We start from the raw sequence: 18,549 nt of genomic DNA on the forward strand, positions 1-18,549 counted from the left end.
CTTCGCGCGGCCTCAACTCACCATGTAGCCGCCGTCCACCGGCAGGATCACGCCGGTCATGAACGACGCGGCCGGCGTGCACAGGAACACGGCCGCGCGCGCCACATCGTCGGGCGTGCCCCAGCGGCCCATGGGCGTTCGCGCCAGGATGGGGCCGGCGCGCGCCGGGTCGTCCTGCAGCGCCTGGGTCATCGGCGTGGCGATCCAGCCCGGCGCCACCGCGTTCACGCGGATGCCGTCCGCCGCGTAGGCAATGGCCAGCGACTTGGTGAGCTGCGCCACCCCGCCCTTGCTGGCCGCATAGGCCGGCACCAGGCCGCCGCCGAAAAAGCTCAGCATCGACGCCGTGTTGACGATGCAGCCCTTGCTGGCCTTCAGCCGCTCTCGCGTGGCGCCGCACACGCGCATGGTGCCGGTGAGGTTCACGGCAAGCACTTTCTCGAACACCCCGATGTCGTGCTCGGCGCCGCGCTGCAGGATGCCTGCGCAGTTGAAGACGATGTCCAGCCGTTCGATGTCGGCCAGCGCCGCATCGAGGCCGGCGCCCGAGCCGATGTCGGCCTGCCTGAGCTCGACCGCCGCATCGAGCGTGCCGTCGCCGCCGCTGCGCCCCAGCGCCGTGACCTGCGCACCGAGCGCGGCCAGGTGGTTGGCAATGACGGCGCCGATGCCCTGCGTTCCGCCGGCCACGAGTGCGCGCTTGCCGTTGAAGAGTCCGGGCTGGTAGGTCATGGTGGGAGTGTTGCCTTGGGAGAATGGAGACAGATGTGCGTGCGCAGTGTAGACAAGCACCCGCCTGGCACAGGCCTCCACAAAATCTCCCAATTCGGTGGCCATCATTCCCCTGTCCGCTTGATTCCTCCGGCGGACACCTCCCTCCACCGGCCCCTTGCGAGATCGGGGCCATTCAGCCCGCATTCGTGCGGGCTGTTTTTTTGCGGCGCCAGGGAGCCCCTTCCTACGCGAAGCCCAGCGTCAGCATCGGGCTCGATCGACCCGCAAGCAGTTTGTTCTTGGCGAAGGTCCGGTCGACCGCCCCCGGGCCCTCCAGCTTGAAGACGCTCACGGTCTTGACCAGGCTCACCGCCTGTTCTTGCAGCGAGCCGGCCGCGGCCGCCGCTTCTTCCACCAGCGCCGCGTTCTGCTGGGTCACCTGGTCCATCTGCGAGATGGCCTGGTTGATCTGGTCGATGCCGCTCGTCTGCTCCTGGCTGGCAGCGGTGATCTCGCCCATGATGTCGGTCACACGCCTCACGCTGTCGACAATCTCGGTCATGGTCTTGCCGGCCTCGCCGACCAGCTGCGCGCCCTCGCTCACATTGCCCACCGAGGTATCGATCAGGCCCTTGATCTCCTTGGCCGCCGCGGCCGAGCGCTGCGCAAGGTTGCGCACCTCGGCTGCGACCACGGCGAAACCGCGGCCTTGTTCCCCGGCGCGAGCCGCTTCCACGGCCGCATTCAGTGCAAGGATGTTGGTCTGGAACGCAATGCCGTCGATCACCGAGATGATGTCCACGATCTTCCTGGAGGACGTCTCGATGGCCGCCATCGTACCCACCACCTTGTCGACGACGTTGCCGCCCTTCACCGCAATGTCGGAGGCAGACACGGCCAGCTGATTGGCCTGGCGCGCGTTGTCGGCGTTCTGCTTGACGGTGGAGGTCAGCTCTTCCATCGAGGCGGCCGTCTGCTCGAGCGAGCTGGCCTGTTCCTCGGTTCGTGACGACAGGTCCTGGTTGCCGACGGCGATCTGGTTGGACGCGGTGGCGATGGTGTCCGTGCCCATGCGCACGGCGCGCACCACGCCGATGAGGCTCTCCTGCATCGCCTTGAGCGCATGAAGCAGTTGCCCGGGCTCGTCGCGCGAGCGTGCGTCGATGGTCGAGCGCAGGTCGCCCGATGCGATGGACTGCGCAACCTCCACAGACCGCCTCAGGGGCCGGGTGATCGCGCGCGTGATCCACCAGCCCAGGGCCAAGGCGGCGAGCACGGCAACGAACGCGAGCACCAAGGTCAGCAGCACCGCAGCGGAACCCAGGTCCTGTGCCACCTTGCCGTCTTCGCTCATCTTCTTGCTCTGGAAGTCGATCACGGCGCTCAAGGCGGCGAAGTAGGCGTTCTGAGGCTCGCGGAAAGCCTTCAGCACATAGGTTGCGGCTTCAGCGAGATTCTTTTCCTGAAGCATCTTCAGCACGACATCGCGGGCGTCGAAATACCTGGCCTCCTTCTCGGCCAGCGCCGCGAGCAATTGCCTGGCTTCCGCAGACTTGCTTTCGGCCTTCAGGCGGTCGAAGAAGGCAACGCTGCGGCCATTGGCTTCCTTGAGGCGCACCTTCAGCGAGGCGGCCTCTTCGTTGTCGTTGGACGCGATCAACAGGTTGCGCAGCAGCCGTGCCTGCGCGTCGATCTCTTTCTGCATGCTCGTCGCCAGCTGCACCTTGACGTAGCGGTCGTTGAGAATGGAGTCGACCTCCGCGTTGATGCGCGCAATCTGTGTGATCGCCACCGCGGCGATGGCGACGAGCAAGGCGACGATGGTGCCGAAACCCAGCCCAAGACGTACGGCGACTTTCAAATCGGAGAATTTCACGTGATTTTCCAAAATTCGCCCGCACAAGGCCGTGTGAACACCGGTTGGCACGGACGGGGGAGGTAAGAAGCAACAGGGCACCGCATCGCACATTGCGCAAAGCGAGAGCCCGCAACTTCCTATCGGCACGTCAGGGCAGAAATACAGGCTTGGAGCAACTATTTTTCGCCCATTCGGCGAAAACTGACGGCCACCTTGCGCGGCGTCATGGCAGCGGGCCCAAGGAAGGGCTCGGTGGCGCCAACCGCTACGCGAAGGCGATCAGCCCCACCTGGTTCTCCAGCGCGGCCAGCACGCTCATGCCGGTGATCTGCGAGGTCTTGGGGTTGTCCGCCGCGCTCTTGCCGCCGACCACCACGCTTAGGCTGGCGTAGGCGCCCTCGGCGTCGATGCGGCCGATGTTCTCGGTGATGGACGGATCGGCCACCAGCTCGACCTGCGTCCTCTCGAGCCCCAGCCCCGCCAGCGCGACGGCGGCGGCGAGGTTGGCGTTCTTCGGATACAGGCGCGCGGCCTCGGCCGCCGTGCCCGAGAAGATCACCGTCGCCTGCGTGAGTTCGTCGAGGCGGAATGCGCCGTCGGCGGGCGTGTCCTTCCAGGAGGCCGGCGGCTTGGTCGAGGTGTACTTGACCTTCGACAGGCCGGCCTGGCGCAGCGACAGCAGGCCGTCGAGCCCCGCGATGGCGCCGGCCGGCAGCAGCATGCGGCTGCCGCCTTGGGACGCCGCGCGCTCCAGGCGCTGCAGCAGCGCCGCATCGGCGAGGCTGCCGACCGAGATCAGCATCAGCCCGACACCGGCCGCAAGAATCTTTTCGCCGTGCTCGCGCACCGCACCGTGCCCCGCCACTTCGACCGCAAGGTGCAGGCCGTGCGCCAGGAATTCGTCGATGCCGGTGCACACCGCCACGCCGGGCGGCACGCTGCGCAACGCGTCGTCGCGCTGGTGCGCGCGCACCAGCAGCGCCACCAATGCATGCCCGTCGACCTGCCGTGCCGACCAGGCGTCGACCAGCGAACGGCCGATCGCGCCAAAACCAATGATGCCTACGCGTTTTTCCATGGCGGCGAGTGTGTCGCATGGCGCTTGCGCTGGCAACGCGCCGGAGTCGGACGCTGGCTCCGCGCGGCGTGGCCGCTGGCGCTCACACGCAGCCGGGCGCCACGCTGTCCAGCGCCTTCGCCAGGTGTACGACCAGCCGGGTCGAACAGGCCTGCGCCGGCCGGGTCAGTGCTGCTTCGGCAGGTTGAGGCTGCGCAGCATCGGCACCCAGCGTTCGAACTCGGTCTGCACGAACTTGCCCAGCTCTTCCGGTGTGCCGCCGCGCGGCTCCATGCCCATCGCGCGAGCCCGGGTCACGAAGTCGGGTTGCGCAATGACGTCGTTCACGGCCTTGTTCAGTCGGCGGATCGATTCGCCCGGCGTGCCCGTGGGCACCGACAGCGAATACCACAGGACGGCCTCGAAGTCGTAGCCCTGCTCCTTGAAGGTCTGGGCCTCGGGCACCTGCGGCAGCCGCTGGCTGTCCATCACGCCCAGCACACGCAGCTTGCCGGCCTGGATCAGCGACAGCGAACCGGTGAGCGACGTGCCGTGGATGTCAATGGTGTTGCTCAGCAGCGCCTGCACGGCCGGCGCGTCGCCGTTGAAGGGCACGTGGGTGGTGCTGAAGCCCTGGGTCTTCTCGAAGCTCAGCGGCGCCAGGTTGGTGAGGATGGCCTCGCCTGGCGAACCCCGGTTGATCTTGCCCGGATGCGCCTTGGCGTAGGCGACCATCTCCTTGATGTTCTTGTAGGGCAGGTCGATCCGCCCCACGACGATCGCGGGCTGGTAGCCGATCTGCGAGACCGGTGCGAAGTCCTTCTTCGGGTCGTAGGGCAGCTTGTCGTACAGCACCGTATTGTTGGCCAGCGTGCCGAGCGACGACACCAGCACCGTAAGCCCGTCGGGACGCGAGCGGGCCACGTAGTCCGCGGCAACGATGCCGCTGGCGCCGGGCTTGTTCTCCACGATGATCTGCGTGCCCTTTTTCGCGAGCTCGGAGGCCAGCAGGCGCACGTACTGGTCGGTGCCGCCGCCCGCCGCGAAGGGCACGACCATGCGGATGGGCTGGTCCGCATGCGCGGCGCCCGCCGCCATGGCGAGGCCGAGCAGCATCCGCGCGATGAACTTCTGATGAATCACTTTGTCTCCGATCTCTTTTGGAAAGCGGTGGCTGTCGTTCCACTCGCCAAGCCAGTCTATCGACGGGCTCGTCGCCGGGCGCTGCATGGAGTGAAAAGCTGCTTTGTAGGTTGCGCATGGGCGGCGGCGTGTTTTCCACCGATGCCACGCTGCATCAGCATCAGGACCCCTGAACCGGCCGCGCGTACGTCTTCACCACGCCCGCGGCGTGCAGGGCCGCGATCTCCGCCGCGCTGAAACCGGCGTCGCGCAGCAGCTCGTCGGTGTGCGCCCCGTGCGCCGGCGCGGCCTGGGTCTGGCGGCGCGGCGTGTCGCACAGGTCGTAGGGCAGCCCGAAGCTGGCGTAGCCGGGCAACTCGCCGTCGGGCGCTGCCTCGATCACCATGCGGCTCGCCTTGAAGTCCTCGCTCGCCAGCGCGTCACCGTAGCTACGTACCACGCCCACCACGATGTTGTGGCGCGTGAGCAGCTCGACGCACTCGCGGGTGGCGTGGCGCGACAGACGTTCGCTCACGGCTTCCTTCATCGCAGGCCGGTTCGCCACGCGCAACTCGTTGGTCAGAAAACGTGCATCCGTCGCCAGCGCGGGGCAGCCGATGGTTTCGCACAGGCGCACCCAGTGCGCCTGCACGTAGGCAGAGATCACCACCATGCCGTCGCGCGTGCGGAAGATGTCCGCCGCCGGCGCGTTCATCGGCTGGCCGTCGCCGCTGCGCGTGGGCTCGACGCCGCGCACCAGGTAGTCGCTCCAGTTGGCCAACTGCAGATTCAGCGCCACCTCCAGCAGCGACACGCGAATGGTCTCGCCCAGGCCGGTGCGCTCGCGGCGGAACAGCGCGGCCAGGATGGCCTGCGTCGCCACCTGCACGGTGGCCGTGTCTACGATGGTCGCGCCCACCTTCTGCGGCAGGCCCTGCGCCTCGCCGGTCACGGACATCAGGCCGCTTTCGGCCTGCGCCGCGATGTCGTAGCCGGGGCGCTCGCGCGAGGGAGCACGCGCGGGAAAGCCGCTGATCGACACATGAATGAGCTGCGGCTGCACCGCGCGCAACGCCTCGGCACCCAGTCCCAGCGCATCGGCGGCGCCGGGCCGCAGGTTCTGCACCACCACGTCGGCGCGCGCGACCAGGCGGCGCGCGACCGCGATGCCCGCGGGCTGGCGCAGGTCCAGCGCCATCGATTTCTTGCTGCGGTTGTAGGCGCGCAGCATCGCGTGGCCGAAGTGGCCCGTGTGGCGCGCCATGTCGCCCTCCAGGGACTCGATCTTCAGCATCTCGGCGCCGAGGTCGCCCAGCGCCATGGCGGTGCCGGGGCCCGCGATGTAGTTGCCGAGCTCGACGACGCGGATGCCTTGCAGCGGCGGGGGAGCGTTTGGTTCGTTCATTCGCGACACTCTAGGAGCGCGCGGCGGCCCCGGCGACGCACGGTGCGCAAAGCTGCTTTGCACGGCACGCGGCCGGCCACGCGCCATCCGTCGCCACACTGCGGCCCCATGGATGCATTGACTGTTCGAACGCTAGGCCCGACCCGCGACCTGCTGGGCGAAAGCCCCTGCTGGGACGCGCGCACGGGCGCCGTCTGCTGGATCGATTCGCTCGCCGGCGCGCTGCGCCGTCACTGGCCCGCCACAGGTGAATCGGAGCAGCATGCCCTGCCCGCGCCGGTCGGCTCGATCGCGCTGTGCGAGAGCGGCGCGGTGCTCGTGGCGCTCAAAGACAGCTTTGCGCGCTACGACTTCGCCAGCCGCCGGCTCGAGACATTCGCGCGCATCGACATACAGCACCCGGACGTGCGCCTGAACGACGGCAAGTGCGACCCCTGGGGCAACTTCATTGCCGGCACCCTGCACAACAACCGCCAGCCGGGCGACCCGATTGCGGGCGGCCTGTACCGGCTGCGGCCCGATGCCGCCGTGGAGTGCCTTGCGCAAGGCTTTGCGTTGACCAACGGCCCCTGCTTCAGCCCCGACGGGCGCACCTTCTACGTGGCGGACAGCCCGCTGCGCACCATCTGGGCCTACGACTACGCGCCGCGGGGGCCGCTGGCCCACAGGCGTGCGTTCGCGCAGACGGAAAGCTTCGCCTCGGGCCCCGACGGTGCCACGGTGGACGCCGAAGGCTTCGTGTGGACCGTGCTGCCGCGCGCCGGCAAGACCGCCCGCTTCGCACCCGACGGCCGCCTGGACCGCGTGCTGGACCTGCCGGCCACGCACCCGACCAGCCTGTGCTTCGGCGGCGCGCAGCTCGACAAGGCCTTCGTCACGTCGATCTCCAGGAGCACGCACCTTACGGGAAACCGGCCGCAGGACGGTGCTTTGTTCGAACTGAGCGGCCTGCCCGCTGCCGGGCTGCCGTCGCACCGCTTCGCGGACTGACCCAACCTCCCCGGCCCAGGACAAAGCCCAGGCCCAGGGTCAGGCCGCGTCGCTTTCGCGCAGCGCCTCGGCGATGAAGTCGACGAAGGCTCGCACCTTCAGCGGCAGCGTGCGGCTCTGGCGGAACACCGCATACACGCCGTTGGAAAACGCGCGCACCGCGAACCGGTGCTCGGGCAGCAGGCGCACCAGGGTGCCGTCGTCCAGGCTGCTGCGCACGGTCGGCTCCGACAGCAGCGCAATGCCCATGCCGCCGATGGCCGCCAGCCGCAGCAGCTCGCCGTTATTGGAGCTCAACACGCCCTGGATGGCCAGCTCCTGCTGCTGCCCCTGCGCATCGATGTACTTCCAGGTGGTGGCCTCGCGCTCGCGGCGGTAGGTGAGGCAGCGCACCTGCGTCAGGTCCTGCGGCGTGCAAATGCGCTTGTGCACCTTCATGAAGGCAGGGCTGGCCACCAGCACCTCGTCGCTGCTCAGCAACCGCTTGATGACGAAGGTGGAGTCGTTCGACTCGCCGGTGCGGATGTCGATGTCGAAGTCCTGCTCCACCAGGTTGACCGGGTGCTCCGACAGTTCCAGCTCCAGCTGGATGTCGGGGTGGCGCTGTGCGAAGCCCGGCAGCAGCGGCGCGATCACGCGCAGGCCGATCTGCGTGCGCGAGTGAATGCGCAGGCGCCCCTCGGGCAGCAGCTTGGAGTCGCGCGCCGCTTCCTCCGCGCGGGCCATCGCCTCCAGCACCAGCTCCGCTTGCTCCAGGAAGGCCTGGCCGGCTTCCGTCACCTTGAGGTTGCGGCTGGTGCGGTCGACCAGTTGCACGCCCAGCTCTTCTTCCAGCGCGCTGATGCGCCGCGAGATGGTCGCGGGCGACAGGCTCAGGCTGCGGCCTGCCGCGGACAGGCTGCCCTTTCTCTGGACGATCACGAAGATCCGCAGCGAATCGAGGGCCTTCATTTCAATAAGCGCAAAGAAGGTGTGCGAAGCATGGCGCGCCGGGCGGGGACCGCGCTCCTACCATCAAAGCACGCAACCAAGCCTACAAGGAGACCAGCGATGGATTTCGGAATCTTCATATTGATGCAGCAGCGAAACAAGCATAAGACGTCGCACGAGATCCTGCGCGACGCCGTGGAGCAGACGCGCGTGGCAGACGAGCTGGGTTTCGGCGCCGCCTGGTACGCCGAGCACCACTTCAGCAACTACGGCCTGTGCTCGTCGCCCCTGACCATGATCGCGCATTGCGCCGCGGTCACCCGCAACATCCGCCTCGGAACCGGCATTGTCGTCGCACCGCTGTACCAGCCCGCGCGCCTGATCGCCGACGTGGCCATGGTCGACCAGCTGTCCAACGGCCGGCTGAACCTGGGCATCGGCTCGGGCTACCAGCACTTCGAATTCGAACGCTTCGGCGTGTCGCTGGACACCGCCAAGGCGCGCACGCTGGAGATGCTCGACATGCTCGAGCTGGGCCTGAAGCAGCCCAAGTTCAGCTACGACGGCGAGTTCTACCGGCAACCCATGAGCGCCATCAGCCAGCGCGCGGTGCAGCAGCCGATGCCGCCGATGTGGATCACCAGCGTCGACCCCACCTTCGTGACGCGCGCCGTGCGCGGCGGCCACCATGTGTTCGTCTCCGGCGGAGACGGCGGCGTCGAGAAGCTGCACCAGACCCGCAAGCTGATCGACCGGGTCGCGCTGGCCGAGGGCAAGGACCCGGCGCAGATCAAGGTCGGCGTGCTGCGCGCGGCCTACGCCAGCGACAACAAGGCCGAGGTGGAGCGCTACCTCGACTGCGCCCGCTTCCAGCGCCGCGTGGCCGTGAGCCTGAAGCGCCGCACCGCGCAGGTGGCGGACGACTACCAGGTCGAGGAAAACGTCGTCGAGGGCGAGTCCAGCCTGGAAGAAATGCGCGCCAACCTGCCGGTCGGCTCGGTGGACCTGGTGATCGAACGCGTGGTGAAGGAAATTCGCGCGCTCAAGCCGTGCCACTACGCCTTTCAAACGCAGATGGGCGACTTCGACCACGCCACCATGCTGCGCCAGTTGGCGCTGTGGGCCAAGGTGATCATGCCCGCCGTGCAGCGCGAGATTGCCAACGACCCGCAGCACGTGGCCCAGGTCGAGCCCGAACTCGCCGCGGCCTGACGCCGACCAGGGGTCAAGCCATGACACAAGCCGTCGCCCATGCCGATGCGGATGCATGCGTTGCACCCGCCGCTGCGATCGCGCCGATCGAGCCCGCGCTGTTGCGGCAGTTGCTCGGGTGCTTCCCGACCGGCGTGGCCGTCATCACCACCCGTGACGCCGAAGGGCGCCCGGTCGGACTGACCTGCAACTCGTTCAGCTCGGTCTCGCTGGAGCCTCCGCTGGTACTGTTCAGCCTGCGCAAGGCCAGCAGCCTGGTGCGCGCATTCAGCGACGCCGACGGCTTTGCCATCAACATCCTGTCGCAGCGGCAAGACGCGCTGTCGGGCCGCTTCGCGTCCAGCAAAGTCGCCGACAAGTTCGACGGCGTGGCCTGGCGCGCCGGCCCGCTCGGCATGCCGGTGATCGACGACTGCCTGGCCAGCTTCGAGTGCAGCGTGCACGCGCGCCACGACGCCGGCGACCACTACATCTTCATCGGCGAGGTGAAGCACATGGGCGGCGGCGGCGCCGACCATGCGCTGGTGTTCTACAAGGGCGCCTACATGATGCTGGCGGAGTCGCTGCGCACGCTGGTGATCCAGGGGCGGCTCGGCTCGCCCGACCTCGACGAGGCCTACCGCACGCTGTACGGCACGCTCTTGCGGCTGGCCTGCGAACGCGCGAGCGACGACGAGCTCGACGCCGTGGAGGCCGCGGTCAACGACATCGAGCGGCACCGGGACACCGACACGCTCGCGCAACGCATCGAGTCGGCCAGCCGCTTCTTCAGCGCCATTGCGGCCGCCGGCCACAACGAGGCGCTGCGCCTCATGGCGCAGACCATGACCACCGTGCTGCGCGAGCGCATGACGCACGTGGTGCCGGTGCTGCCGCGGCCTGACCTGTTCCCCCTGCGCCGCAAGATCGTGGATTGCCTGCGCCGGCGCGACGCCGACGGCGCCGAGACCGCGCTGCACGAACTGATCGCCACGCTGCGCAAGGACGCGCCCGTGCCGGCCGGCGCCAACGCCTAGCCACGCGACGCCAATCCCCGCAACTGTTCAGCGCCCGCAAGGCGTTGCACCGACAAGACCATCGCGCAGCGCTGCCCCCCTTGCGCGCAGAACACAGCACAGGAGACAACACATGTCGAACCCCGACACCCCCGCCGGCCACGGCGGCGCAGCAGCGAATGCCCATGCCGCCTTCCGCCGCGAGCTGGAAGCGTTCGCGCGCACCGCGTGCCCGCCCGAGATCCGCGCCGTCGTCGCGGCGGGCCAGAAGGTCACCAAGCGCGAGTACCTCGGCTGGCAGAAGATCCTCACCGAGAAGGGCTGGGGCGCGCCCAGCTGGCCGCGCGAGCACGGCGGCACCGGCTGGGACATCGCGCAACGCCTGGTGTTCGAGGAGGTGATGGCGCAGGCCGATTGCCCGCCGCTCTACCACCATGGCCTCGGCCACATCGGGCCCGTGATCATCCGCTTCGGCACGCCCGAGCAGAAGGCGCGCTTTCTGCCGCGCATCCTGGACGGCACCGACTGGTGGTGCCAGGGCTACTCAGAGCCGGGCTCGGGCTCCGACCTGGCCTCGCTCAGCACCAGCGCGCTGCTGGACGGCGACCACTACGTGGTCAACGGCCAGAAGATCTGGACCTCGCACGCGCACGAAGCCAACATGATCTACATGCTGGTGCGCACCTCGCGCGAGGCGAAGAAGCAGGACGGCATTTCGCTTCTTCTCGTGCCCATGGACACGCCCGGCATCACGGTACGGCCCATTCGCACCATCGACGGCTGGCACCACCTGAACGAGGTGTTCTTCGACGAGGTGCGCGTGCGCGCCGACAACCTGCTCGGCGAAGTCGGCAAGGGCTGGACCTGCGCCAAGTTCCTGCTCGAACGCGAGCGCCTGCCCCCGGCCAACGTCGCGCGGCTGGAGCTGGTGCGCAGGCAGGTCACGCGCGTGGTCGAGGAAGCGGCCACTGCCTCGGCCGGACGCCGCGACTTCAGCAGCCTGCGCTACCGCCTGCTGCTGGCCGAGGCCGACGCCAAGGGCGCGCGCGTGCTGCTCGCCCACGCCACCGACGACCTGAAGCACCAGCGCCCGCTGGGCGTGCAGCCCTCGGTGATCAAGCTGATGTGCAGCGACGTGGCGCAGCGGCTGACCTCCATCGCGCTGGACGCGGTCGGGCCCGACGCGGCGCACCGCTTCCTGGCGGAGCTGGGCGACCCACACGACCAGGGCCACCAAGGCGATGGCGCGCCCGGCGCCACCTGGGTGCAGAACTACCTGTTCACCCGCGCGCGGACCATTGCCGGGGGCAGCTCCGAAGTGCAGCGCAACGTGGTTGCCAATGAATTGCTGGGAGTCTGAAAAAGTGTCGATGTCTTTCACCCCCCTGTTCCCCGGCATGCTGCTGGACGCGGCCACCCGCTTCGCGCAGGACCACGAGACCGCGCAAGACTTTGCCGGCACCGACCCCATCCGCGAGATGGGCTGGGCCTGCACGCTCGTTGCCGAAGAAGCCGGCGGCGTCGGCGGCACGCTGGCCGACCTGGCAGCCATCGTCGTCGGGCTCGCCGCGCACGGCGTGCAACTGCCCGTCATCGAGACCTGCGCCGTCGCACCGCTGCTGCTGCAGGCCGCCGCGCCCGACCTTTCCACGCGGTGGCTGCAAGCCGTGTGCGACGGCAGCGCGAAGATCGCGCCGCTCACCGCGCTCTCGGCTTCGCTGGACGACATCCCGGTCACGGCGAAGCAGCTCGACATCGGCTTTGCCTTCAGTGGCGAAGTGCGCGGCGTGGACGTGTCGCTGCCCGCCACGCACTACCTGGTGCCCGCGGTGCTGCAGGCCGGCGACGAGCCCCTGTTGTTCCTGGTCGACAGCGCGCACCTGCCTGCGCCCACGGCCACCTACCGCACGATGGAAGGGCGGCGCAGCGCTGACTTCTCGCTCGACGGCGTGGCGGTGCCGGCGCTCGCATGCATCGCACGGGGCGACGCGGCCCGCACGGCGCTGGTGCAGGCAGACAACGCCGCGCTGCTGCTGACGGCCGCCGACACGGTGGCCGCGATGACCACGCTGATCGAGCAGACCGTCAGGCACCTGCAGGAGCGGCGCCAGTTCGGCGTGGCGCTGGCGTCCTTCCAGGTGCTGCGGCACCGCACGGCCGACATGTACGTGCGCTACCTCTGCGCCAAGGGCCTGCTGATGCATGCCTTCGAGGAACACCAGAACGCGGCGCCCGGCCTGCGCCGCACGCTGCGCCTGATGAAGGTCGCGCTGGCCGAAACGGGCCGCGTGTGCGCCGAGGGCGCGATCCAGATGCACGGCGGCATGGGCGTGAGCGAGGAAGTGCTCGCCACCCGCATGGCGCAGCGCCTGCTTGCCTCCGAGTTCCGCTACGGCGACCGCATGACGCATGCGTCGCGGCTGCTGTCCCCGCAAGACCCCGACGTCTGTGCACAGGCATCGCCGGCGAGCGGCATGTCCCCCATTTCCAGGAGTTCGTCATGAGCGTCAGTCTTGAAGTTTCCGAGTTCGTTGCCGTCGTGCGGCTGGACAAGCCCCCCGTCAACGCCCTGAGCCGCGAAACCCGCCACCGCCTGATCCAGGTGTTCGACGAGGTCTCCGAGCGCGAGGACATTCGCGTGGCCATCCTCACCGGCACGGGCAAGTTTTTCTGCTCCGGCGCCGACCTGAAAGACCGGCCCTCGGCCGACAAGCCCGGCGACTTTCTGGACCACAACCGCTGGACCCGCGAAACCGGCAACGCCATTCGCGAGTGCGCCAAGCCCGTCATCGCGGCCGTCAACGGGCCGGCGCTGGGCGCGGGTTTCGGCCTGATGGCCGCGTGCGACATCTTCCTGGCGTCGGACGATGCGAGCTTTGCCATGCCCGAGATCAACGTGGGCCTGGCCGGCGGCGTGTCGATGCTGCGCACCATGTTCGGCCGCTCCTTCACGCGGCGCATGTTCTTCACCGGCATGCGCGTGCCGGCCGCCGAGTTGTATCGCCGCGGCGTGCTCGACGAGGTGCTGTCGCCGGACGAGCTGATGCCCGCGGCCCTGCGCATCGCGCAGGAGATGGCCTCCAAGAGTCCCATTGCGCTGGCCTATGCCAAGCAAGCCGCCAACATGATGGACGTGATGCCGCAGCGCGACGGCTACCGCTTCGAGCAGAACATCACCATGGCGCTGTCGAAGACCGAAGACGCCAAGGAAGCGCGCCAGGCCTTCCTGGAAAAGCGTGCGCCCGTGTTCAAGGGGCGCTGAGCGATGGACGCTGCGCAAGTGCAAGTCGAGGTGGGCAGAGGCCTGGAAGCCCTGTTCAAGCCGCGCTCGATCGCGGTCTTCGGCGCGTCCGACGACGTCACCAAGATCGGCGGGCGGCCGCTGCAGTTTCTGCAGAAGTACGGCTACCGGGGCGCCATCTATCCCATCAACCGCAAGGGCGGCACGGTGCAGTCGCTGCAGGCCTATGCGAGCCTGGCCGACCTGCCGCAGCCGCCCGAGCTGGCCGTGATGGCGGTGCCGCCCGAAGCGGTGCTTCAGGCCGTGAAGGACTGTGCCGCGCGCGGCGTGCGTGCGGCCGTGATTCTTTCTTCGGGCTTCTCTGAAATGGGCGAGGCGGGCAGCCGCCTGCAAGCCGAGATCGGGCAGGTTGCCAGGTCGTCGGGCATGCGCGTGGTGGGCCCGAACTGCCTGGGCTCCATCGGCGTGGCGGACAGGAGCATCGCCACCTTTTCGGTGGCGCTGGAGTCGGCGTTTCCCGCCGCGGGCCCCGTGGGCATCGTGTCGCAGAGCGGCAACCTCGGCAGCTACACCATGCGCCTGGCCACCGAGCGCGGCATCGGCATCAGCCGCCTGCTGACCACCGGCAACGAATGCGACGTGGACATTGCAGACGGCATCGCCTCGCTGGCGACCGACCCTGCCACCTCCGTCATCCTGTGCTGCATGGAAACCTGCCGCCACGCGGCCAAGCTCATCAAGGCGCTGGCCATGGCGCGCGAGGCGGGCAAGCCCGTGGTCGTGCTGAAGGTCGGCGTGTCTTCGGCGGGCAGCGAAGCGGCTGCATCGCACACCGGCGCGCTCGCCGGCTCCGACGCGGTGTTCGACGTGGTGCTGCGCAATGCCGGTGCCATCCGCGTGCCAAGCATCGAGCAGTTGCTGGAGGTCGGGCATGCGGTGTCGGTGGTCGGGCAGGCCCGCGCGCCCAAAGGCAACCGCGTGGCGCTGGTCACTGCATCGGGCGGCTTCGGCGTGCTGATGGCCGATGCGGCCAGCGCGCAGGGGCTGGACTTGCCCAAGCTTTCCGCGGCCACGCAGCAGCGCATCGTGGCCGCGCTGCCGTACGCCTCGCCGGGCAACCCGGTCGACATGACGGCGCAGGTGTCGAGCCGGCCCGAGCTGCTGGTGCAGGTGTTGTCTGCGGTGGCGCAAGACGAGCGTTGCGACGCGGTGATCCTGCAGTCGGCCTACGCCTTCCAGATGCCGCGGCTGCGCGACGTGTACATCGCGGCGCTGGAACAGGTGCGCCGGACGCATCCGTCGCGGCTCGTGCTGCTGTGCTGCAAGGCGCCGCGCGAGACGATGGCGCAACTCAACGAGCTGGGTTTTCCCACGGTGGAGACCATCGACGCGGCCTGCGCGACGCTGGCCGCGCTGGTGCGGCTCGGCACGCGCGACGAGCCAGGGGCGGGGCCCGTAGCAGCACCCGCTGCCCAGCCGCTGCCGGGCGAGGCCTTCGCCAACGAGGCGAGCGCCAAGGCCGTGCTCGCGCAGGCAGGCATTCCGGTACTGAAAGAGGTCACGGCCGCGAACTGGCACGAGGCGCTGGCGGCGGCGCGCGATATCGGCTTTCCGCTGGTGCTGAAGATCGTCTCGCCCGACATCGCGCACAAGACCGAGGTCGGCGGCGTGGTTGTGGGCGTGGGCTCCGAGATGCAGCTGCGCGACGAATACGACGGCATGCTCGCGCGCGTGGCGCAGAAGGCGCCGCAGGCGCGCATCGCCGGCGTGCTGGTGGCGCAGATGGCGCAGGCCGGCACCGAGCTGATCCTGGGCACCACCACCGACCCGGTCTTCGGCCCGGTCGTGATGGTGGGCCTGGGCGGCATCTTTGCCGAGGTGCTGCGCGACGTGGCCCTCCAGGTGGCGCCGGTGAGCGAAGTGCAGGCGCTGCAGATGCTGCGCTCGCTGAAAGCCTTTGCGCTGCTCGACGGTGCACGCGGCCGGCCGAAGGCCGACGTGGCGGCGGCCGCGCGCGCGGTGGCGGCGCTTTCGCGCTTTGCCACGCGGCACGCGCAGGCCGTGGCCGAGATCGACATCAACCCGCTGGTGGTGCTGGACCACGGTCAAGGTGCCTTCGCGCTCGACGCGCTGCTGGTGCCGCACACGAAAGACAAACCATGAACCCCTCCCCTCTTTCGCTCGAAGGCCGCGTGGCCTTCATCAGCGGCGCCGGCCACGGCATCGGCCGTGCCACTGCGCTGGCCCTCGCCCGCCTGGGCGCGACGGTCGGCGTGAACGATCTCAAGGCCGAGTTCGTGGAGGACACCGTCGCGCAGATCCGCCAACTCGGCGGCAAGGCCCTGCCGGTGCCGCAGGACGTGTCCACCCGCGAAGGCATGCGCGAGGCCGTGCAGCGCCTGGCGCGCGAAGCCGGGCGCCTCGACGTGATGGTCAACAACGCGGCCTGGGTGCGCTACCAGCCGCTGGCGGAGATCACGCCCGAGGTGATGGACCGCATGGTCGACATCGGCTTCAAGTCGGTCATCTGGGGCATCCAGGCGGCGGCCGAAGCGATGGACCCGGAACGCGGTGGCGCCATCGTCAACGTGGCGTCCATCGCCGGCTTCAAGTCGCCCGGCCGCTCGGTGGTGTACAGCGGCCTGAAGGCCGGCGTGCTCGGCATCACCCGCGCAGCAGCGGCCGACCTGGGCGCCCGGGGCATTCGCGTGAACGCGGTGGCTCCGGGCGCGGTGCCCACCGAAGGCACGGCAAAGCACCGCAACGCCGAGCTCGACGCGAAGCGCATCGCGCGCACGCCGCTGGGCCGGCTCGGCACCGTGGAAGACATTGCCGACGCGATCTGCTTCCTGGCCGGCGACGGCTCGCGCTTCGTCAACGCAGAGACCATTCGGCTGGACGGCGGCGCTTCGGAGACCTCGCTGTGAGCGCCGCGGACCCCGGCCCCCTGCGCCTGCAGAACGTGTACGTGGTGGCCGAGCGCCCGGCCGAGCTGCACGCCTTCTACGAAAACGCCCTCGGGCTGAAGCTCAAGTTCCGCGACAAGGACCGCTGGTTCCAGTACGGCGTGGGCAACACCAGCGTGGCGCTGGCCTGCGCCGAGGAGGCCTTGCCCGCGACCTCCGGCCTGGTGATGGTGTTCGAGGTGAGCGACTTCGCCGGTGCGCGGGAGCGCATCGCCGGCGCGGGCGGCGAGGTGCTGGGCACGCGCGACATGGGCGCGCACGGCGCGGTGATGTCGCTGCGCGACCCGCAGGGCAACGTGGTGCAGCTCTTCAAGCGCGCCGCGGCGCCATGACGCCGACTGCCGCGCTGCAGGCCCTGCTCGATCGCGAGGCGATCCGCGAGTGCCTGTTTCGCTACTGCCGCGGCATCGACCGCGTCGACGAAGAGGCGCTGCGCGGCGCCTACTGGCCAGACGCCACCGACTGTCACGGCGCCTGGAACGGCAGCGCCGACGGCTTCATTGCGCAGGCCCTGCAGCGGCTGCGCCAGGGCGGGCGGCGCGTGCACCAGGTGAACAACATCGCCATCGAGCTGCACGGCGACGCGGCGGCGGTGGAAAGCGGCTTCTTCGCACTACAGGCCCCCGCCGACGCGCCCGCGAAACGCACTTTGCTGTGTGGCCGCTACCTCGACCGCTTCGAGCGCCGCGCCGGCGAATGGCGCATTGCCGCGCGCACCGTGGTGTACGACTGGATCGAAGAACGAGAGCGGCCCGAGCTTGCGCACGACGACGCGCTGCTGTTCGGCGCGCGCCAGCCGGTCGGCCGCGCGGCGCCGCACGACATGCTGTATGCCCTGCTGCGCGGCGTGCGCAACGCGGCCGAAGAGAAGAATTCATGATCAGAGACCCGGAAAAGTTCCAGACCCTGCTCGCCACGGTGCGCCGCTTCGTGCACGATGAATGCCTGCCGCTGGAAGCGCAGGTCGACCGCGACGACGAAATTCCCGAGCCCGTCGTGCAGCGCATGCGCGAGATCGGCCTGTTCGGCCACAGCATTCCCGAGGCGCACGGCGGCGCCGGCCTGACCACCGAGGAGCTGACCCTGGTGAACCTCGAGGTGTCGCAGGTGGCGACGGCGTTCCGGGCGCGCTTCGGCGGCAACACCGGCATTGCGTCGGAGTCGATCGTGGCCGACGGCACGCCCGCGCAGCAGCGCCACTACCTGCCGCGCCTGGCCAGTGGCACGCTGACCGGCTGCTTTGCGCTCACCGAGCCTGAGGCCGGATCGGACGCCACTGCGCAGAAAACGGTGGCCGTGCGCGAAGGCGACGGCTTCGTCATCACCGGGAGGAAGTGCTTCATCACCAACGCGCCCATCGCGGACCTGTTCACCGTGTTCGCCCGGACCGACGCGGCCGCGAAGGATGCTCACGGCATCACCGCCTTCCTGGTGGAGCGCGGCACACCCGGGCTCGCGACCTCGCAGCCCTACCGCAAGATGGGGCAGCACGGATCGCTCGTGGGCGAGGTCAGCCTCGACCGCGTGCGCGTGCCGGCCAGCGCCATCGTCGGCGGCGTCGAGCGCCAGGGGCAGGGCTTTCGCACAGCGATGAAGACGCTGAACAAGCAGCGCATCAACCTGGCCGCCTTGTGCGTGGGCCCCGCGATACGGCTGGTCGCGGAGATGGCGCGGCACGCCGGCGCACGCCGCCAGTTCGGCCAGCCCATCGGCGAGTTCCAGCTGGTGCAGCAAATGATTGCCGAGAGCAACACCGAGGCGCACGCCGCGCGCGCCCTCGTGCTGGAAACCGCGCGAAAGCGCGACGACGGGGCCGACGTGACCATGGAGGCGTCGATGTGCAAGCTGTTCGCCTCCGAAATGTGCGCCCGCGTGGCGGACCGGGCGGTGCAGGTCTTCGGCGGCAGCGGCTTCATGGCAGGCAACGTGGCCGAGCGCTTCTACCGCGACGTGCGGCTGTTCAGGCTGTACGAGGGCACCAGCCAGATTCACCTGGTCAACATCGCGAAGCGGACGCTCGCGTTGGCTGCACGGGACACAGCCTCGCCCTGACGCAGCC

At 69.2% G+C, this 18,549-nt stretch carries 17 protein-coding genes; 11 read left to right on the top strand and 6 right to left on the bottom strand.

Translation table 11 applies throughout. The annotated features are described in order from the left end of the window. Positions 1-12 precede the first annotated feature (12 nt). The 5 genes from ACSFBM_RS19540 to ACSFBM_RS19560 all read right to left on the bottom strand — a co-directional run bounded on the left by ACSFBM_RS19540 (position 13) and on the right by ACSFBM_RS19560 (position 6,156). Positions 13-732, bottom strand: coding sequence for an SDR family NAD(P)-dependent oxidoreductase (locus ACSFBM_RS19540; RefSeq protein ID WP_435485845.1), 720 nt, complete (start codon positions 730-732; stop codon positions 13-15). A 226-nt stretch (positions 733-958) separates the two neighbouring features. Beyond that, on the bottom strand, positions 959-2,590 hold the full coding sequence (locus ACSFBM_RS19545) for a methyl-accepting chemotaxis protein (protein WP_435485846.1): 1,632 nt from the start codon (positions 2,588-2,590) through the stop codon (positions 959-961). A 247-nt stretch (positions 2,591-2,837) separates the two neighbouring features. Beyond that, positions 2,838-3,650, bottom strand: coding sequence for an aspartate dehydrogenase (locus ACSFBM_RS19550; protein WP_435485847.1), 813 nt, complete (start codon positions 3,648-3,650; stop codon positions 2,838-2,840). Positions 3,651-3,815: 165 nt separating this feature from the next. Further along, positions 3,816-4,772: a Bug family tripartite tricarboxylate transporter substrate binding protein gene (locus ACSFBM_RS19555; RefSeq protein WP_435441742.1), complete on the bottom strand. Its 957-nt coding sequence runs from the start codon at positions 4,770-4,772 to the stop codon at positions 3,816-3,818. Positions 4,773-4,932: 160 nt separating this feature from the next. Next, positions 4,933-6,156 carry a CaiB/BaiF CoA transferase family protein gene (locus ACSFBM_RS19560; RefSeq protein ID WP_435485848.1) on the bottom strand — a complete coding sequence of 408 codons (1,224 nt, stop codon included), beginning with the start codon at positions 6,154-6,156 and terminating at the stop codon, positions 4,933-4,935. A gap of 108 nt (positions 6,157-6,264) precedes the next feature. On the opposite strand from ACSFBM_RS19560, the gene ACSFBM_RS19565 reads away from it, so the two are divergent. Continuing rightward, the gene (locus ACSFBM_RS19565; RefSeq protein ID WP_435485849.1) at positions 6,265-7,146 is read left to right on the top strand and encodes an SMP-30/gluconolactonase/LRE family protein; all 882 of its coding nucleotides are present in this window, start codon (positions 6,265-6,267) and stop codon (positions 7,144-7,146) included. A gap of 39 nt (positions 7,147-7,185) precedes the next feature. On the opposite strand, the gene ACSFBM_RS19570 is transcribed toward ACSFBM_RS19565, so the two are convergent. After that, positions 7,186-8,097, bottom strand: coding sequence for a LysR family transcriptional regulator (locus ACSFBM_RS19570; protein ID WP_435485850.1), 912 nt, complete (start codon positions 8,095-8,097; stop codon positions 7,186-7,188). A gap of 99 nt (positions 8,098-8,196) precedes the next feature. Between ACSFBM_RS19570 and ACSFBM_RS19575 the strand changes: the two genes are divergently transcribed. The 10 genes from ACSFBM_RS19575 to ACSFBM_RS19620 all read left to right on the top strand — a co-directional run bounded on the left by ACSFBM_RS19575 (position 8,197) and on the right by ACSFBM_RS19620 (position 18,542). Then, positions 8,197-9,288: an LLM class flavin-dependent oxidoreductase gene (locus ACSFBM_RS19575; RefSeq protein WP_435485851.1), complete on the top strand. Its 1,092-nt coding sequence runs from the start codon at positions 8,197-8,199 to the stop codon at positions 9,286-9,288. A 20-nt stretch (positions 9,289-9,308) separates the two neighbouring features. After that, complete coding sequence (locus tag ACSFBM_RS19580; protein ID WP_435485852.1) at positions 9,309-10,304, top strand: flavin reductase; 996 nt, start codon at positions 9,309-9,311, stop codon at positions 10,302-10,304. Positions 10,305-10,416: 112 nt separating this feature from the next. Beyond that, a complete protein-coding gene (locus ACSFBM_RS19585) occupies positions 10,417-11,643 on the top strand; it encodes an acyl-CoA dehydrogenase family protein (protein WP_435485853.1) in 1,227 nt (408 codons plus the stop codon). 10 nt (positions 11,644-11,653) lie between these two features. Then, the gene (locus ACSFBM_RS19590; RefSeq protein ID WP_435485854.1) at positions 11,654-12,787 is read left to right on the top strand and encodes an acyl-CoA dehydrogenase family protein; all 1,134 of its coding nucleotides are present in this window, start codon (positions 11,654-11,656) and stop codon (positions 12,785-12,787) included. Then, on the top strand, positions 12,784-13,545 hold the full coding sequence (locus ACSFBM_RS19595; protein ID WP_435485855.1) for an enoyl-CoA hydratase/isomerase family protein: 762 nt from the start codon (positions 12,784-12,786) through the stop codon (positions 13,543-13,545). The genes ACSFBM_RS19590 and ACSFBM_RS19595 overlap by 4 nt, the downstream gene beginning before the upstream one ends. Before the next feature lie 3 nt (positions 13,546-13,548). After that, on the top strand, positions 13,549-15,687 hold the full coding sequence (locus tag ACSFBM_RS19600) for an acetate--CoA ligase family protein (protein WP_435485856.1): 2,139 nt from the start codon (positions 13,549-13,551) through the stop codon (positions 15,685-15,687). Continuing rightward, on the top strand, positions 15,684-16,451 hold the full coding sequence (locus ACSFBM_RS19605) for an SDR family NAD(P)-dependent oxidoreductase (RefSeq protein ID WP_435441732.1): 768 nt from the start codon (positions 15,684-15,686) through the stop codon (positions 16,449-16,451). The genes ACSFBM_RS19600 and ACSFBM_RS19605 overlap by 4 nt, the downstream gene beginning before the upstream one ends. Next, a complete protein-coding gene (locus ACSFBM_RS19610) occupies positions 16,448-16,822 on the top strand; it encodes a VOC family protein (protein WP_435485857.1) in 375 nt (124 codons plus the stop codon). The genes ACSFBM_RS19605 and ACSFBM_RS19610 overlap by 4 nt, the downstream gene beginning before the upstream one ends. Beyond that, positions 16,819-17,370 carry a nuclear transport factor 2 family protein gene (locus ACSFBM_RS19615; RefSeq protein WP_435485858.1) on the top strand — a complete coding sequence of 184 codons (552 nt, stop codon included), beginning with the start codon at positions 16,819-16,821 and terminating at the stop codon, positions 17,368-17,370. Before ACSFBM_RS19610 ends, ACSFBM_RS19615 begins: the two co-directional genes overlap by 4 nt. Continuing rightward, positions 17,367-18,542 (top strand): acyl-CoA dehydrogenase family protein, encoded by a 1,176-nt coding sequence (locus tag ACSFBM_RS19620; RefSeq protein ID WP_435485859.1) that lies wholly within the window; start codon positions 17,367-17,369, stop codon positions 18,540-18,542. The genes ACSFBM_RS19615 and ACSFBM_RS19620 overlap by 4 nt, the downstream gene beginning before the upstream one ends. Positions 18,543-18,549 lie beyond the last annotated feature (7 nt).

Source organism: Variovorax pasteuri (assembly GCF_051216435.1).
Classification (GTDB): Bacteria; Pseudomonadota; Gammaproteobacteria; order Burkholderiales; family Burkholderiaceae_C; genus Variovorax.

Excerpts from the sequence above, each read along its gene's own strand:
- ACSFBM_RS19585 (WP_435485853.1), top strand. The coding sequence starts at position 10,417 with ATGTCGAACCCCGACACCCCCGCCGGCCACGGCGGCGCAGCAGCGAAT.
- ACSFBM_RS19600 (WP_435485856.1), top strand. The coding sequence starts at position 13,549 with ATGGACGCTGCGCAAGTGCAAGTCGAGGTGGGCAGAGGCCTGGAAGCC.
- ACSFBM_RS19540 (WP_435485845.1), bottom strand. The coding sequence starts at position 732 with ATGACCTACCAGCCCGGACTCTTCAACGGCAAGCGCGCACTCGTGGCC.
- ACSFBM_RS19580 (WP_435485852.1), top strand. The coding sequence starts at position 9,309 with ATGACACAAGCCGTCGCCCATGCCGATGCGGATGCATGCGTTGCACCC.
- ACSFBM_RS19550 (WP_435485847.1), bottom strand. The coding sequence starts at position 3,650 with ATGGAAAAACGCGTAGGCATCATTGGTTTTGGCGCGATCGGCCGTTCG.
- ACSFBM_RS19565 (WP_435485849.1), top strand. The coding sequence starts at position 6,265 with ATGGATGCATTGACTGTTCGAACGCTAGGCCCGACCCGCGACCTGCTG.
- ACSFBM_RS19570 (WP_435485850.1), bottom strand. The coding sequence starts at position 8,097 with ATGAAGGCCCTCGATTCGCTGCGGATCTTCGTGATCGTCCAGAGAAAG.
- ACSFBM_RS19595 (WP_435485855.1), top strand. The coding sequence starts at position 12,784 with ATGAGCGTCAGTCTTGAAGTTTCCGAGTTCGTTGCCGTCGTGCGGCTG.
- ACSFBM_RS19560 (WP_435485848.1), bottom strand. The coding sequence starts at position 6,156 with ATGAACGAACCAAACGCTCCCCCGCCGCTGCAAGGCATCCGCGTCGTC.
- ACSFBM_RS19605 (WP_435441732.1), top strand. The coding sequence starts at position 15,684 with ATGAACCCCTCCCCTCTTTCGCTCGAAGGCCGCGTGGCCTTCATCAGC.
- ACSFBM_RS19590 (WP_435485854.1), top strand. The coding sequence starts at position 11,654 with ATGTCTTTCACCCCCCTGTTCCCCGGCATGCTGCTGGACGCGGCCACC.
- ACSFBM_RS19615 (WP_435485858.1), top strand. The coding sequence starts at position 16,819 with ATGACGCCGACTGCCGCGCTGCAGGCCCTGCTCGATCGCGAGGCGATC.
- ACSFBM_RS19620 (WP_435485859.1), top strand. The coding sequence starts at position 17,367 with ATGATCAGAGACCCGGAAAAGTTCCAGACCCTGCTCGCCACGGTGCGC.
- ACSFBM_RS19575 (WP_435485851.1), top strand. The coding sequence starts at position 8,197 with ATGGATTTCGGAATCTTCATATTGATGCAGCAGCGAAACAAGCATAAG.